The sequence below is a fragment of the Paenarthrobacter histidinolovorans genome (assembly GCF_014647595.1).
GTDB classification, from domain to species: domain Bacteria; phylum Actinomycetota; class Actinomycetes; order Actinomycetales; family Micrococcaceae; genus Arthrobacter; species Arthrobacter histidinolovorans.
In genome coordinates this window covers 412,845-427,582 of sequence record NZ_BMPM01000002.1, presented here as the reverse complement: position 1 = coordinate 427,582, position 14,738 = coordinate 412,845, and the positions used below count along the sequence as shown (strand labels likewise).

The window sequence follows — 14,738 nt, the reverse complement described above, 5'->3', positions numbered from 1 at the left end:
GCTTTGGAGCTGTTCAGCTGTCCCTCGGACTCACAGAACGGTGGGAGTTGTGAAACTCGAATTGAAGGGGATCTCGAAAGCCTTCGGGACCTTCTACGCCAACCAAGACATCGACCTCGTGGTCGAATCCGGCCAGATCCATTGCCTTCTGGGCGAAAACGGTGCCGGAAAATCAACCCTCATGAACGTGCTCTACGGGCTCTATGAGCCCACCGCCGGCCAGATCCTGGTGGATGACCAGCCCGTCAATTTCCGCGGCCCCGGCGATGCCATGGCCGCCGGCATCGGCATGGTGCACCAGCACTTCATGCTGGTCCCGGTCTTCACGGTCGCTGAAAACGTGGCACTCGGTGCCGAACCCACAACGTTCGGCGGTGTCCTCAGCATCGACGAAACCCGGAAAAAGATCCGGGAAATCTCCGACAAATACGGCTTCGACGTCGATCCCGACGCGCTGGTGGAAGACCTCCCCGTAGGCGTCCAACAGCGCGTCGAGATCATCAAGGCGCTGGTACGGGAGGCCAAGGTCCTCATCCTGGACGAGCCCACAGCCGTGCTCACCCCGCAGGAAACCGACGAGTTGCTGGACATCATGCGCCAGCTCAAAGCCAGTGGGACATCCATCGTCTTCATTTCGCACAAGCTGCGGGAAGTGAAAGCTGTTTCGGACGTCATTACCGTAGTCCGCCGCGGCAAAGTGGTGGGGGACGCTCCTCCCACGGCATCTGCCACGGAACTTGCCTCCATGATGGTGGGCCGGCCGGTGAGCCTGAGCCTTAACAAAGCTGCCGCGCAGCCCAAGGAAACCACGTTCGTCGTGGAAAACCTCACTGTCCGCGCCGCGAACGGGACCAACGTGGTGGACGGCATCAGCTTCGACATCGCCCAAGGTGAGATCCTCGCCGTCGCCGGTGTCCAGGGCAATGGCCAAACCGAACTGACCGAAGCCATCCTCGGCATCCAGGAACACGTCACAGGTTCGGTGGTCCTGGATGGGAAGCAGCTTCTCGGCTTGCCCGTCAAGGATGTCCTGCGGTCCGGCGTCGGCTTCGTTCCCGAAGACCGGACCGTGGACGGACTGGTAGGTCCGTTCTCGGTTGCCGAAAACCTGGTGCTCGACCTCTACGACCAGGAGCCCTTTGCCAGCGGCATCAGCATGAAGCCGGCCAAGGTGGCCGAACATGCCAAGGCAAAGATCGCCGAATTCGATATCCGGACCCCCTCCGCGGGGTCGGCTGCGGGAACCTTGTCCGGCGGCAACCAGCAAAAAGTGGTCATGGCGAGGGAACTCTCCCGGCCGCTGCGGTTGTTCATCGCCAGCCAGCCAACCCGTGGCGTGGACGTGGGTTCCATCGAATTCCTCCACAAGCGCATTGTCGCCGAGCGGGATGTCGGAACGCCGGTCATGATCGTTTCCACCGAGCTTGATGAAGTCATTGAGCTCGCAGACAGAATCGCCGTGCTCTACAAGGGCAAACTCGTGGGAATCGTCCCGGCGGGAACACCACGCGACACGCTCGGCCTGATGATGGCCGGCGTCGGCCCCGAAGGAGGCTCCGATGACCAGTAGCAGCGACGGGTCCGCCAAGGACCAGAGACCTGAAGAATCCACCGCGGAAGTCCGGGCAGCAGACGTTGCCCTGGATACTGCCGGCGGTGCGCTTGAGCCGTCCATCGTTCCTGTCTCCTCGCAGAGCGGCGAACCGGGACACCAACAGGGCAACGTGATGCGCCGTATCGTGATGGGCAATGGCTTCGTGTCGGTCCTGGCCGTGATCGTCGCCCTTTTCCTCGGCGGCCTGCTGATTGCCAGCACCGACGCCCAGGTGGCCAAGACCGCAGGCTACCTGTTCGCCCGTCCCAGCGACTTCCTGACCGCGCTGTGGTCGGCCATGACGGACAGCTATGTAGCCCTGTTCCAGGGCTCGGTCTTCAACACCCGCCAGGGGTTCGCGCCCCTGCTTGAAACCATGACAGTGGCGACGCCGCTCATTTGCGCTGGATTGGGCGTGGCCCTGGCGTTCCGCGCCGGCCTGTTCAACATTGGTGCGCAGGGGCAGATCATCATCAGTGCCACCCTGGCCGCCTATGCAGGGTTCACCTGGCACCTGCCGTTCGGACTGCACCTTCTCCTGGTGATCGTCATGGGTGTCCTCGGTGGCGCAGCCTGGGGTGCAATCGTCGGCATCCTCAAAGCAAGGACCGGTGCGCACGAGGTCATCGTGACCATCATGCTGAATTACGTGGCCTTGTTCCTGCTGGACTTCCTCCTGAACACCGCCGCGTTCCGGCGCCCGGGCGACAACAGCCCCATTTCGCCGCGCCTGGACGAATCTGCCACCTACCCGGTGCTGATCCCGGGCTCCCGGCTCCACCTGGGCTTCCTGGTGGCCATCGCGCTGACCTATGGCGTCTGGTGGCTGCTGAACCGCTCCACCATCGGCTTCGAATTCCGTGCGGTGGGCGCCAACCCCGTCGCCGCGCGTACGGCCGGGGTGAAGGTTCCGCGCGCAACCATCATGGTGATGGCCATGGCCGGTGCCCTGGCGGCATTCGGCGGCGTCGCACAGGTTGCGGGCACGGAGAAAGTCCTCACTGGCGGCGTTGCCGCGCAGATCGGATTCGACTCCATCACTGTTGCCCTGCTGGGCCGCAGTACACCGTGGGGAACGTTCTTCGCAGGGCTGCTGTTCGGAGCCTTCCGTGCCGGTGCCGTGCAGATGCAGATCCAGACAGGAACCCCCATCGACATCGTGCTGGTGGTCCAGTCCCTGATCGTTTTGTTCATCGCAGCACCGCCCCTGATCAGGTCCATCTTCCGGCTCGAGGGCAAGAAAAAGAAGAAAAACAAGACTCCGAAGGCGGCCCCTGAAGCTGCCCTTGCCAATGCCACCGGAGGTGCCAAATGAGCGCGACAACCACCGCTCCAACGCCCGGGTCCACGGCCTTGCCGGCGTTCCGCCCCTCGCTGAAGGTTCCGGTTTCACTGGGCGTCCTTGCCCTCGTGGCGCTGGTGTTCTTCGGCTTCCTGGGGTCGGACAAAACCGCGGAGATGAAGATCAGCGACGCCGGTGACGCCGTTGCCGTTCCGGCGCTCATGATTCCGGGACAGGTGGGCGGTATTGTCTTCGGCATACTGCTGCTGGCCATGGCTGCCTACTCGATCTACCTCTGGACCCAGGGGGAGAAGTCGCCCAAGTGGCTTCCCATTGCGTTTGCCGTGGTCTTCGTCTTCGCACTCCTGGTGTGGATCGTGGCCGGGGCGCGCCAGCCATCCATATCGCTGGCGGGCCTGGTTGCCGGCTCGGTGACCCTCGCGGTTCCCTTGGTTTTCGGCTCGTTGTCCGGTGTGTTGTGTGAGCGCGTAGGCGTGGTCAATATCGCCATCGAAGGCCAGCTGCTGGGCGGCGCGTTCACCGCGGCCCTGGTAGCCACCATGACCGGCAGCCCGTACATCGGGCTGATTGCGGCAGCAGCCGCCGGTGCAGTCGTGTCCATGGTCCTCGCGGTCTTCAGCATCAAGTACCTCGTGAACCAGATCATCGTGGGCGTGGTGCTCAACGTCCTGGTCTCCGGCCTCACGGGCTTCCTGTACGGCACCCTCATGGTTCCCAACAAGGAGCAGTTCAACACCCCCGGCCGGCTGGACATCCTGCCGATCCCGCTGCTCTCGGACATCCCCATCATCGGGCCCATCCTGTTCGAACAGTCCATCGCCGGCTACCTCATGTACATTGCGGTGGCCGTGGTGTGGTTCGGGTTGTTCAAGACCCGTTGGGGGCTGCGCGTGCGCGCTGTCGGCGAGCACCCGCAGGCGGCCGACACCCTGGGCATCAACGTCAATGCCACCCGGTTCTGGAATGTCACCCTGGGCGGTGCGATCGCCGGTATCGGCGGCGCAGTGTTCACACTGGTGACCATCGATTCCTTCACCAAGGACATCTCAGGCGGCCGTGGCTTCATTGCCCTCGCTGCCCTGATCTTTGGCCGTTGGAACCCGATCGGCGCGTTCCTGGCATCGCTGCTCTTTGGTTTCGCGTACAACCTGCAGTCCATCCTGGGCATCATCGGTACCCCCGTGCCCAGCCAGTTCATGGCCATGCTGCCGTATCTGGTGACCATCTTCGCCGTCGCAGGTTTGGTGGGTAAGTCGCGGCCACCGGCCGCCAGCGGCATACCGTACGTGAAGGGTTGACCATGCCGGAACATGACGTCGATTGGGCTGCCCTGCGTGACGCGGCGGTCACGGCGATGGAGCAGGCTTACGCCCCGTATTCGAAGTTCCCGGTGGGGGCTGCGGCCCTCACCGAGGACGGCAGGATCGTCAGCGGCTGCAATGTGGAAAACGCCAGTTACGGCTTGACCCTCTGCGCCGAGTGCGCTTTGGTGGGCCAACTCCACCTGACCGGCGGCGGAAGGCTTGCCGCCTTCTATTGCGTGGACGGGCAGGGCAACGTCCTCATGCCTTGTGGCCGCTGCCGCCAGTTGCTCTACGAATTCAGGGCCCCCGGCATGCAGCTCATGACAACCCAAGGCATCAAAACCATGGACCAGGTACTGCCAGACGCCTTTGGTCCGGAAAACCTGGAGGAGACCACGTGACCAGCACCGAAGCCTTTGACGCCGTCCAGATCATCACCATCAAACGGGACAAAGGCACGCTGACGCCGGAGCAGATCGACTGGACCATCGATGCCTACACCCGCGGCGTCATTGCCGAGGAACAGATGGCGGCGCTCAACATGGCGATCCTGCTCAACGGCATGGACCGCCAGGAGATCTCACGCTGGACCTCGGCGATGATCGCCTCGGGCGAGCGGATGGACTTTTCGTCCCTCACAAGGCCCGACGGCGGCATGAAGGCTACCAGCGACAAGCACTCCACCGGTGGGGTGGGGGACAAGATCACCCTTCCGCTGGCACCGCTCGTGGCCGTGTTCGGCGTCGCGGTCCCGCAGTTGTCGGGCCGCGGCCTGGGCCACACGGGCGGCACCCTGGACAAGCTCGAAGCGATTCCGGGGTGGCGGGCAAACCTGTCCAATGACGAGATCATGGCGCAGCTCCAGGACGTGGGCGCTGTGATTTGTGCTGCGGGGTCCGGGCTGGCTCCTGCAGACAAGAAGCTGTATGCACTGCGGGACGTCACCGGAACGGTGGAGGCGATTCCATTGATTGCGTCCTCGATCATGAGCAAGAAGATCGCCGAAGGCACGGGATCGCTGGTGCTGGACGTCAAGGTTGGCTCAGGGGCTTTCATGAAGGACGTGGCCCGTGCCCGGGAGCTCGCCGAGACCATGGTGGCCCTGGGCAAGGACGCCGGCGTTCACACCGTCGCCTTGATCACTGATATGTCCACGCCATTGGGACTTACCGCGGGCAATGCCATTGAAGTGGAGGAGTCCGTGGAGGTCCTCGCCGGCGGCGGTCCGGAAGACGTCGTCGAGCTGACCGTCCGCCTGGCCGAGGAAATGCTGGCCGGTGCCGGCATCCACGACGCCGATCCCGCGGCTGCGCTCAAGGATGGCCGGGCCATGGACGTCTGGAACCGGATGATCGAAGCACAAGGAGGCGATCCCCGGGCAGCACTGCCCGTAGCCAAGGAATCCGAGGTTGTCTACGCCCCGGCAGATGGCGTCCTGGTGGAACTGGATGCCCTCTCGGTGGGCGTCGCCGCCTGGCGCCTGGGGGCCGGCAGGGCACGCAAGGAGGACCAGGTCCAGGCCGGGGCCGGCGTTCGCATGCATGCCAAGCCCGGCGCCTTGGTCCGTGCCGGCGAGCCGCTCATGACACTCCTGACGGACACCCCGGAGAAGTTCGAGCGTGCCAAGGAAGCCCTCCAGGACGCGGTGGTCATTGCCCCTGAGGGTTCACGTCCCGCCCGTCAGCTAATTATCAGCCGAATCGCCTAGGCTGAATTGTTCCGGGCCATCCCATGGATGGCCCGGAACAATCGTCATCCGGCGCCTGTGGGGGAGCCGCTACTTTTAAGGAAACCGTGCAGGGCATCAACGACTTCATCCTCGCCGCGGCGGAACAACCGTGGGTGTTGTTCCTGGTGCTTGCCTGCTGCCTGATCGATGGCTTCTTTCCGCCGATCCCCAGCGAATCCGTGGTGGTGGGACTCAGCGCGGTTTCGGGCAGCAGCGGCTCGCCGAACGTCTGGTTGCTGGGCTTGATGGCAGCCCTGGGGGCTTTCGCCGGGGACAACATCGCCTACATCATAGGGCAGCGGATCGGCACGCAGCGGTGGCGTTGGATGCGGAGGCAACGGATGCAGGGCGCCTTCCGCTGGGCCGGCAAGGAGCTGCGCCGGCGTGCCGCGTCGCTCATCATGGTCGCCCGGTTCATTCCCATCGGCCGGGTGGCGGTCAACCTCACCGCCGGGGCCACGCATTTCAATCACCGCCGCTTTGTGCTCCTGACCGCTGCTTCGGCAGTCCTTTGGGCCAGCTATTCGGTGGTGCTGGGATACTTCTTCGGCGTCTGGTTCGAACACAACCATTTGCTCGGTGCTGTCATAGCGATTGTGGTGGCGGTGATCCTCGGCATCATCATTGACCGCATCATCAGCCGGGTGCGCGGTTCCGTGCCCTTGGATGGCCGGAACATTCCCGGGCGGGACGTCCCGCCTCCACCCACGGTATGACACTGATGGCCTCCCAAGATCAGTCCGCCGGTTGACGCCTCCACAAAGCCCGGCCGATAGCGTTAAGCGTGTGATCCCAGGGCTGGGGCGTAGCGAACGACGTCCCGGCCATGGGACACTAAGAGCGACTTCGGTCACACTGTCAAGTCATAGTCATCTAGGAGCTACCGCCGCGTGGAGTTTTTGAACCAAATGCTCGAGCATGCAGCCGGGCAGCCCTGGATATATCCGGTCCTTCTGGTCTTTTTCTTCATCGACGGATTTGCCACCATCCTTCCCAGCGAAACAGCCATTGTTGGCCTCTCGGCGCTGTCCCTTCACAGCGGAGAGCCCAACCTGTGGATACTGGGGGCAACAGCCCTGGTGGGAGCCATGGCGGGCGACAACATGGCTTACATGCTTGGCCGCAAGATCGGCCTCACCCGCTGGAAGTGGATGCGCCGTCCCAAGGTGCAAAAGATGTTCGCGTGGGCCCAGTACGAATTGGACAAGCGCGGCGCGGTGCTCATCTTTACGGCCCGTTACATTCCGTGGGGCCGCGTGGCTGTCAACTATGTCGCCGGGCAGACCGGATTCCGGCACCGGACCTTCTTCCTGCTGGACGCCTTTGCCTGCGTCACGTGGGTGGCCTATTCCATCGGAATCGGCCTGCTGGCCGGGCAATGGGTCCACAACAATCCGCTCCTGGGCGTTGGCATTGCGGTTGCCTTCGCCGTGGTGCTGGGCATCGTCGTCGATCATGCGCTCCGCTGGTGGCACAAGTACCTCGAGAAGAAGGACCACTCCAAGGAGGCTGCCGCCACTGCAGAGGCACCTGCGGCAGAGAAGTCCCACACGGCGGTTGTCGGCGTCGACCGTTCCAAGCCTGCTGGCTAAGGTCCCGCCGTCCCCCTAGTCTTAGTACGTGACTGAGCCCATACTTGACGCCGCCCCTGCCCTCGACTTCGATCTGAAAAGCCTCCCCAAGGTTTCCCTCCACGACCACCTGGACGGAGGCCTCCGCCCCGCCACCATCATCGAACTGGCCGAGGCTGTCGGCCACACCCTGCCATCCACCGACGCTGTCGCCCTCGGTGAATGGTTCCGCGAATCCGCCGACTCCGGCTCGCTGGTCCGTTACCTCGAAACGTTCGACCACACCATTGCCGTCATGCAGACCAAGGAAGGCCTGTTCCGGGTCGCCAAGGAATTCGTTGAGGACCTGGCCGAGGACGGAGTGGTGTACGGCGAAGTCCGTTGGGCGCCGGAACAGCACCTTCAGAAGGGCTTGACCCTGGACGAGGTGGTGGAGGCCGTCCAGACCGGCCTCGAAGCAGGCGTGGACGCGGCAGAGGAGCGTGGCCAGCAGATCCAGGTCGGGCAACTCATCACTGCAATGCGCCATGCAGACCGTGGCCAGGAAATCGCTGAACTCGCCGTCCGCCACCGGGCCAACGGTGCTGTCGGCTTCGATATCGCCGGAGCCGAGGACGGCTTCCTGCCCTCGCGTTTCAAGGATGCCTTCACGTACCTGGCAGAGAACAACTTCCCGGCCACCGTGCATGCAGGAGAGGCTGCCGGACTCGAAAGCATCCAGTCCGCACTCGTGGACGGCCGGGCACTGCGCCTGGGCCACGGCGTGCGGATCGCCGAGGACATCTCGGTTGAGTTCGAGGACAACTCCGACGACGACGGCGAAGACACCGTGGGCATGGTGACCATCGGCAGTGTTGCTGCCTGGGTCCGTGACCGTGGCATTGCCCTGGAGATCTGCCCGTCGTCCAATCTCCAAACCGGCGCAATTTCCGGTTTTGGCGACGGTATTGAAAGCCACCCCTTGGACATGCTCTTCCAGCTGGGCTTCAACGTGACCATCAACACCGACAACCGGCTCATGAGCGGTGTCACGCTGACGGATGAGTTCGAGCTCCTGGTGGAAACCTTCGACTACGACCTCGATGACCTGCTGGAACTGACACTCAACGCAGCCGAAGCAGCCTTCCTGCCGTTGGATGAACGCGAAGCGTTGGTGGAGTACATCAATGACGCCTACGCCAACCTCGGCTGACAGTTCCGCTCTCGACGCCCTGATCGGAACAATAGCCGCACTGCGTGAGCACTGTCCCTGGATGGGGGCGCTGACGCATGAGTCCCTGGTGGAATACCTGATCGAGGAAGCCTATGAAGTGGTGGACTCGATCGAGGCCGGTGCTGTTGACGACGAACTCCGCGGCGAGCTGGGTGATGTGCTGCTTCAGGTAGTGCTTCATGCCCGGCTCGCCGAGGAGCGCGGCAGCTTCGACTTCAAGGACGTGGCCGCGGACATCAATGCCAAGATGATCCGGCGGAACCGGCACGTCTTCAAAGCCGACGGTTCACTCCAGGAAAGTTTCCCGGCCAGCGTTGAGGAAATCATCCTCAAGTGGGACGCGGCCAAGCGGGCGGAGAAACCGGAACGGAAGGATCCCTTCGAGGGCATTCCACCGCACCTTCCGGCTTTGGCAGCGGCGCAGAAGTCGTTGGACCGGGCTGCACGCGCAGGCTTGGACATCGACGCGAAAGGTGCGCCGGCCGACGTCGTCATTCCGGCCATCCCGGCCACGGAAGAGGCGCTCGGTGAGTTGCTGCTGGCGGTTGTCGCCGGCGCCAGGGAGCAGGGGCTCGACGCCGAGAGGGCCCTCCGCGCCGCCGTTCGATCGTTTCAGAACAACCAGGTCCGGCCTTCATGACGTGAAAGGTTGGAAGTCGTTCCGTAACCTGAGCCACTCTGGACTACGCTAGTAGCGACGAGGACGTTGAGAATTTCCCTCCTCATTCCTGTAATTTGCCCATAAGGAGCACATCCATGGCGCTTATCGATGCCATCCACGCACGCGAGATCCTTGATTCCCGCGGAAACCCGACCGTAGAAGTTGAGGTCCTGCTCTCCGACGGCCAGATCGGCCGCGCAGCAGTTCCCTCCGGTGCTTCCACCGGCGAGCACGAAGCTGTCGAACTCCGTGACGGCGACAAGGGCCGTTACCTCGGCAAGGGTGTCCAGAAGGCCGTAGACGCCGTCATCGACGAGATCTCGCCGGCCCTCATTGGCTTCGACGCCACTGACCAGCGCAGCATCGACCAGGCCATGATCGACCTCGACGGCACGCCCAACAAGGGCAAGCTGGGCGCCAACGCCATCCTCGGTGTTTCCCTGGCCGTGGCCAACGCCGCAGCAGCTTCCGCGGACCTGCCGCTGTACAAGTACCTCGGCGGCCCGAACGCGCACGTGCTGCCGGTTCCGCTGATGAACATCCTCAACGGTGGCTCGCACGCCGACTCCGATGTGGACATCCAGGAATTCATGATCGCCCCGATTGGCGCCGAGACCTTCTCTGAAGGCCTCCGCTGGGGTGTTGAGGTCTACCACAACCTCAAGGCTGTCCTCCAGGAAAAGGGCCTCTCCACGGGCCTCGGCGACGAAGGTGGCTTCGCCCCCAACCTGCCGTCCAACCGCGCTGCACTGGACCTGATCCAGGAAGCCATCAAGAACGCCGGTTACACCCCGGGTACGGACATCGCGCTGGCCCTGGACGTCGCCTCCTCCGAGTTCTTCAAGGACGGTGCCTACCAGTTCGAGGGCAAGGCACTTTCCGCTACCGAGATGAGCGCCTACTACGCCGAACTCGTTGCCGACTACCCGCTGGTCTCCATCGAGGACCCGCTGGACGAGAACGACTGGGAAGGCTGGAAGACCCTCACCGATACCATCGGTGACAAGGTCCAGCTGGTGGGCGACGACCTCTTCGTCACCAACCCGGTCCGCCTGCAGCAGGGCATCGACGCCGCCACGGCCAACTCCCTGCTGGTCAAGGTCAACCAGATCGGTTCCCTGACCGAGACGCTGGACGCCGTTTCCCTGGCCCAGCGCTCCGGCTACACCACCATCACCTCGCACCGCTCCGGCGAAACCGAGGACACCACCATTGCTGACATCGCCGTTGCCACCAACGCCGGCCAGATCAAGACCGGCGCCCCGGCCCGCTCCGAGCGTGTTGCAAAGTACAACCAGCTGCTGCGCATCGAAGAAGAACTCGACGACGCCGCACGCTACGCCGGCCGCAGCGCTTTCCCGCGTTTCAAGGGCTAGCCTTCAGCGAAATCAGTTGACCGGTGGCTATGGTGGAAAGACCATGGCCACCGGTTCTGTTTAAAGCTGGCCAGATTCGACAAGCAAGCGCAGCAACCCGCCAGGCAAGCACCGGGCATTACAGGAGTGTCATGGCCACCCGTCGTCCAAAAGTACCCAGGGCCGACGCCCTTGGCCGCCCTGCAGGCACAGCACGCCCTGCCGGCACGTCCGCTGCAGGCCACGCAGCCCCGCAGGATTCCGAGGACGCCGACGTCATTGCGCTGGGTGCCTCCCGTACTGCTGATAAGCCGCGCACTGCTGGCAAACCGACGGCGCCACGCACCACGGTGCCGGGCACAGGCAAAGCAGACGGCAGCAAAGCAGGCGGCAGCAAGGCTGGCTCCGGCAAAGCAGACCCGGGCAAGGCAGGCAGCAGCAAGGGTGCTGCAGCAAAGCCGGGGGACACCGCGGGCAAGGCGGACAGGGACTCCGGGAACCTCGATCCCGTGCCCGCCAAAGCTTTTTCCGGCAGGATGCTGGCCCTGGCCGTGGTGATGATTGCCATCACCATCCTGTTGGCGCCAACGGTGAAGATCTTCCTGGAGAAGCGTGCTGAAATCTCGGCGCTGGAGGCTGAAATTGCCAGCCGCAAGGCGGAGCAAACAGAGCTGAACAAGCAGATTTCCCGGTGGCAGGACCCCAACTATGTGAAACAGCAGGCCCGCGACCGCATTAACATGGTTATGCCGGGTGAAACGGGTTACTGGGTGTTTGGCGGGGAAGACGCCGCTGGCACGCCGGGTGGCCGCACCGGCTCAGGATCAACTGCAAACCCGGAGAATCTGCCATGGGTGGATGCTCTTTGGGAGTCCATCAGACGATCGGCAACAGACTAGACGCGGCGCCCACCGCCGTCGTGTCCGCATGGGACACGGCAAAAAGGGCAGGAAGGTTGGCAGCGCAAGTGGAAGAGAACACGGCAGCCGTGCCGCAGGAATCCCGCCAGCCATCAGCACACGACCTCGAGGTCCTCAGCCGCCAGCTCGGCAGGCCGGTCCGGGACGTCGTTGAGATCCCGGCACGCTGTGTGTGCGGCAACCCGCTGGTGGCGGCGACCGCACCGCGGCTCAGCAACGGGACCCCGTTTCCCACCACCTTTTACCTGACCCACCCGGTGATTACGTCCGCTGTTTCGCGGCTTGAAGCAGGTGGGCTCATGAATGAGATGAACGAACGCCTGACCGGGTACCAGGATCTGGCTGATGCCTACCGGGGCGCCCATGAGGCCTACCTCCAGGCACGACGTGACATCGCCGGCCGCTCCGGCACCGGCGACGTCCCTGAGATCGACGGAATTTCGGCAGGGGGCATGCCGACCCGCGTGAAGTGCCTGCATGTCCTGGTGGGCCACTCGCTGGCCGCCGGTCCCGGCGTGAATCCGCTGGGCGACGAGGCTTTGGAGGCCATCTCCGAGTGGTGGACCAAGGAGCGCTGCTACTGCGACGGCGCCTGGGACACAGCTGGTGAGGCACCGTCGCGGGACCTAAGCCGCCACGGACCCCAGGGCCTGCCGGAGATCGTGGGTCGCCCCGCGCCGGTACGCAAGGCAAAGTCCGGGGCAGAGGAGGGAACCGCATGAGCCGTGTGGCCGCCATCGACTGCGGAACCAACTCCATCCGGCTCCTTATCGCCGACGCTTCGGCGAGTGGGGCCCCAGGGCCGCTGACCGACGTCGTGCGTGAGATGCGCGTGGTCCGGCTGGGCCAGGGCGTCGATGCCACCGGAGAGCTCGCTCCGGAGGCCCTGGAGCGTACGTTCGCGGCTGCCCGCGATTACGCGCGCCTGATCGAGGACCATGGCGCCCGGCGGGTCCGATTCGCGGCGACCTCGGCCACCCGCGATGCCCGGAACCGGCAGGTCTTCGTCGATGGCATCCGGGACCTCCTGGGGGTGGAGCCAGAGGTCATTTCCGGTGACGAGGAAGCTGCGCTGTCCTTCGCCGGTGCGAGCAGTGTCCTGCCTGCTACAGGGGAGGACGCCATTCTGGTGGTGGACCTCGGCGGCGGGAGCACTGAATTTGTCCTGGGTGACTCTGCCGGCGTAATCGCCGCCCGTTCCGTGGACATCGGTTGCGTGCGGCTGACCGAACGCCACCTTCGCAACGATCCGCCGACTGCCGCGCAAATCGCGGCTGCCGAGGCCGACGTCGATGCCGCGATCGACCTCGCGGCCGGGACGGTCCCGTTTGACCGCGCCACAGCCGTGGTTGGCGTGGCAGGCTCCATCACCACCATCACGGCGCACGCGTTGGGCCTCAGCGAATACCAACCCGAGCGGATCCACGGCGCCTCCCTTGACCTTGTGACCATCAGCGACGCCTGCACCAGCCTGTTGGAAATGACGCGTGCCGAACGCGCATCGCTTCCTTACATGCATCCCGGCCGGGTGGATGTCATCGGAGCCGGGGCCTTGGTGTGGCGCCGGATCCTGGCCCGGTTGGCGGAGGCCGGCAACGGCAGGATCCGTGGAGCTGTTTCCAGTGAGCACGACATCCTGGACGGTATTGCCCTGAGCATCCGGGACGCTGAATGACGGTGCTGCGCCACCGCACGCTCTCCGCCGCCCTTGCTTCCATGCTGGCCGGCGGTGCGCTTTTGGGCGCCCTCGCGACGGCTCCGGCCGCAGCTGCGGACCCCTGGCGTGACAAGGAGTTCTGGATCAAGGATTCCGGCGTCGCCAACGCCTGGCAGGTTTCCAAGGGCGCGGGGGTCAAAGTGGCGATCATCGACAGCGGCGTGGACGGGAACCACCCCGACCTCAAGGGCGCCGTGGTGGGCGGTACGGACGTCTCCGGGGCCGGTGCCCCCAATGGACAAAAGAGTATCGGCGCGAAGACCGAGCACGGGACCTTGGTGGCCACCATGCTGGCAGGCCGCGGACATACGACGCCCACGCCGCCACCGTCGGCATCGGCGTCGGCCTCCGCGACGCCCACAGCCCCACCGGTATCGACCACTCCTCCTTCCGGGGGACCGGACGGGATCACCGGCGTGGCCCCGGAGGCGCAGATCCTGTCGGTATCGACGTGGCTTGGCTCGCCCAACCCCGGTGGGAAGACCGATCAGGAACAAATTCCCGACGCCGTCCGCTGGGCAGTGGACAACGGTGCGAAGGTCATCAACATTTCCCTGGGAAGTACATCACCGGACTGGCCCCAGAGCTGGGACGCCGCATTCCTTTACGCGGAGCAGAAGGACGTTGTCATTGTGGCTGCCGCGGGCAACCGCGTGGGCGGAAACGTCCAGGTAGGAGCCCCTGCCACCATCCCGGGCGTCCTCACCGTTGCCGGTCTGGACGGTGAAGGCCGCGCGAGCGTGGACTCGTCGTCACAAGGCATCAGCATCGGGGTGGCCGCACCGGCAGAGAACCTTGTGGGCGGTATCCCCGGCGGCGGGTACGCCGAATGGGCTGGAACTTCAGGCGCCGCTCCCATCGTCTCCGGCGTGGCGGCCCTCATCCGGTCCAAATGGCCGGAGATGAGTGCCAGCCAGGTCATCAACAGGATTGTCAGCACGGCCAAGGACGCAGGCGCTCCGGGGAAGGATCCGCTGTACGGTTATGGCATCCTCGACGCCGAGGCTGCGCTCAAGAGCGACGTTCCCACCACCAGCAACAACCCCCTGGGATCCATCGCGGACTGGATCCGGGTGCACCGGCGCGGTGTCCTCAGCGAGCCTTCGCAAGCACCGGTAGCCAGCCCGACCAGCGCTGTGCCCACCCTGGCCGACCCCACCGTTCCTGTTGCCAAGTCGCCGGCGACCGTGGACGACGCCTTGCCGGCCGCCGTCGTACTGGGTTTTGGAGCGCTGTTCATCGCCCTGGTGACCGGCGCTGCAATCCAGTTGCGGCGGCTATCAAAGAATCCTCCCGCAGTGCCTGAAGAGGCCGAAACGGGAACGCTGGAGACGGTGGATCCACCCAGCAAAACGTAGTTAGTGAAGATTT

Annotated in this window: 14 protein-coding genes; all 14 read left to right on the top strand. The window is 64.3% G+C overall.

The genetic code is table 11. The features are described 5' to 3' along the window. Positions 1–49: 49 nt before the first annotated feature. The 14 genes from IEY62_RS06465 (at position 50) to IEY62_RS06400 (ending at position 14,725) form a co-directional block, all read left to right on the top strand. The gene (locus tag IEY62_RS06465; protein ID WP_189015134.1) at positions 50–1,570 is read left to right on the top strand and encodes an ABC transporter ATP-binding protein; all 1,521 of its coding nucleotides are present in this window, start codon (positions 50–52) and stop codon (positions 1,568–1,570) included. Next, complete coding sequence (locus tag IEY62_RS06460) at positions 1,560–2,909, top strand: ABC transporter permease (RefSeq protein ID WP_189015132.1); 1,350 nt, start codon at positions 1,560–1,562, stop codon at positions 2,907–2,909. Before IEY62_RS06465 ends, IEY62_RS06460 begins: the two co-directional genes overlap by 11 nt. Continuing rightward, positions 2,906–4,195: an ABC transporter permease gene (locus IEY62_RS06455; RefSeq protein ID WP_189015130.1), complete on the top strand. Its 1,290-nt coding sequence runs from the start codon at positions 2,906–2,908 to the stop codon at positions 4,193–4,195. The genes IEY62_RS06460 and IEY62_RS06455 overlap by 4 nt, the downstream gene beginning before the upstream one ends. A 2-nt stretch (positions 4,196–4,197) precedes the next feature. Continuing rightward, on the top strand, positions 4,198–4,602 hold the full coding sequence (locus IEY62_RS06450) for a cytidine deaminase (RefSeq protein ID WP_189015128.1): 405 nt from the start codon (positions 4,198–4,200) through the stop codon (positions 4,600–4,602). Then, positions 4,599–5,909: a thymidine phosphorylase gene (locus tag IEY62_RS06445; protein WP_189015127.1), complete on the top strand. Its 1,311-nt coding sequence runs from the start codon at positions 4,599–4,601 to the stop codon at positions 5,907–5,909. The genes IEY62_RS06450 and IEY62_RS06445 overlap by 4 nt, the downstream gene beginning before the upstream one ends. Positions 5,910–5,995: 86 nt before the next feature. After that, positions 5,996–6,646, top strand: a complete 651-nt coding sequence (locus IEY62_RS06440; RefSeq protein WP_189015126.1) for a DedA family protein — start codon at positions 5,996–5,998, stop codon at positions 6,644–6,646. Positions 6,647–6,838: 192 nt separating this feature from the next. Then, complete coding sequence (locus IEY62_RS06435) at positions 6,839–7,522, top strand: DedA family protein (RefSeq protein ID WP_189015711.1); 684 nt, start codon at positions 6,839–6,841, stop codon at positions 7,520–7,522. A gap of 28 nt (positions 7,523–7,550) precedes the next feature. Next, complete coding sequence (locus IEY62_RS06430) at positions 7,551–8,693, top strand: adenosine deaminase (RefSeq protein WP_189015125.1); 1,143 nt, start codon at positions 7,551–7,553, stop codon at positions 8,691–8,693. Beyond that, positions 8,668–9,354 (top strand): MazG nucleotide pyrophosphohydrolase domain-containing protein, encoded by a 687-nt coding sequence (locus tag IEY62_RS06425; protein WP_189015124.1) that lies wholly within the window; start codon positions 8,668–8,670, stop codon positions 9,352–9,354. Before IEY62_RS06430 ends, IEY62_RS06425 begins: the two co-directional genes overlap by 26 nt. 116 nt (positions 9,355–9,470) lie before the next feature. Continuing rightward, complete coding sequence (eno, locus tag IEY62_RS06420; protein WP_039240289.1) at positions 9,471–10,751, top strand: phosphopyruvate hydratase; 1,281 nt, start codon at positions 9,471–9,473, stop codon at positions 10,749–10,751. A 131-nt stretch (positions 10,752–10,882) separates the two neighbouring features. After that, positions 10,883–11,629: an FtsB family cell division protein gene (locus tag IEY62_RS06415; protein WP_189015123.1), complete on the top strand. Its 747-nt coding sequence runs from the start codon at positions 10,883–10,885 to the stop codon at positions 11,627–11,629. Between the two features lie 68 nt (positions 11,630–11,697). Beyond that, positions 11,698–12,372: a DUF501 domain-containing protein gene (locus tag IEY62_RS06410; protein WP_189015122.1), complete on the top strand. Its 675-nt coding sequence runs from the start codon at positions 11,698–11,700 to the stop codon at positions 12,370–12,372. Then, on the top strand, positions 12,369–13,325 hold the full coding sequence (locus tag IEY62_RS06405; protein WP_189015120.1) for a Ppx/GppA phosphatase family protein: 957 nt from the start codon (positions 12,369–12,371) through the stop codon (positions 13,323–13,325). The genes IEY62_RS06410 and IEY62_RS06405 overlap by 4 nt, the downstream gene beginning before the upstream one ends. Continuing rightward, a complete protein-coding gene (locus IEY62_RS06400) occupies positions 13,322–14,725 on the top strand; it encodes a S8 family serine peptidase (protein WP_189015118.1) in 1,404 nt (467 codons plus the stop codon). Before IEY62_RS06405 ends, IEY62_RS06400 begins: the two co-directional genes overlap by 4 nt. Positions 14,726–14,738 lie beyond the last annotated feature (13 nt).